The sequence below is a fragment of the Kocuria sp. UCD-OTCP genome (genome assembly GCF_000349605.1).
Lineage (GTDB): Bacteria > Actinomycetota > Actinomycetes > Actinomycetales > Micrococcaceae > Kocuria > Kocuria rosea.
In genome coordinates, this window is the sequence record NZ_AOSQ01000068.1 from 1 (window position 1) to 1,126 (window position 1,126).

The following is a 1,126-nucleotide window of genomic DNA, read 5'->3' on the forward strand; positions in this document are numbered from 1 at the left end:
TTCGTGGTCACCCGGGCCCCCGCGGGTCATTCGATGATCCTGCGGTCACGCGCGGCGAGCTCCCGGCGCACGAGAGCCACCAGGTCGTCCGGCCGGTGCACCACGGTGGCCCAGTCCGTCCGCAGGATCCGCCACCCGGCGTTGGCGAGGTCCTTCTCCCGCCGCCGCTCCTGCACGAGGACCCGGTCGGTGGGGCCGTGGTCGTAGTACTCGGTGTCGCCGTCGAACTCCAGGAGCAGGCGCTGCGCCCGCCACCCGAAGTCCCCGCGATACAGGCCGCGCGGCGTCCGGATGCGCACCTGCAGCTCCGGCCGGGGCAGTCGCGCGCGAAGCAGCACCAGCCGGGTCAGCGTCTCGCCGGGCGACTCGGAGCGACCGTCGGCGAGGTCGAGCACCCGCCGGGCCCGGCGGCACCCCGGCGCGCCGGCGCGGCGCTCGAGCAGGGCGAGGAGTTCCGCGCGCTCGGTGCCCCGGCGGAGGGCGTGGTCGGCGGTCGCCACCGCCTCGCGGAGGGGCAGGGTGGACGCGCAGTCCAGCACGGTGCGGGGCACGGACGTGGCCAGCAGCCCGCCCACTCGGACGACGTGCTCCGGCGGCAGCTCGGCCCAGTGGTGGACGCAGGTCCGGTTGTTCCGGGAACCGCGGCCGGGCGGAGAGACGACGTGCGGTGCCGCCGGTCGGTGCAGCAGGTCCAGGCCGTGGAGCAGGGCCGCCGAGGAGTGCCCGAACACCGGGGCACTGGCGGCGCGCAGGGCCAGGGCGGCGTGCATCTGCCGCAGCCGTCCCTCCGCTCCCAGGTCCCGCCACCAGGACGGTGTCGCGTACACCCCCTGCCTGATCCGGAGGAGGTCGCCCCGGCGGACGGCCCGGGTGACGGTGGACGGCGAGAGGCCGAGGTCCTGCAGCGCTTCAAGGGTCAGGAGCCGGCCGGGCAGCGTGGTCATGGGGTCAGGCTCACCGCGGCGGGGCCCGCCCGTCCGAGGTCCGGCCCGGCACGGGGACGGTGCCCGGGAGGGGGATGCGTGAGCGCCCGGCGTGCAGTGCGGACGGAGCTCGACGCGCCTGACCCCGGAATGACCCGATGACCCGCCGGGGCCCGGGTGACCACGATTTTTCGTGGTCACCC

Annotated in this window: 1 protein-coding gene; it reads right to left on the reverse strand. The window is 76.2% G+C overall.

From position 1 onward, the window contains the following. Positions 1 to 26: 26 nt before the first annotated feature. Positions 27 to 944: a type IV toxin-antitoxin system AbiEi family antitoxin domain-containing protein gene (locus H488_RS33265; RefSeq protein ID WP_017834568.1), complete on the reverse strand. Its 918-nt coding sequence runs from the start codon at positions 942 to 944 to the stop codon at positions 27 to 29. Positions 945 to 1,126 lie beyond the last annotated feature (182 nt).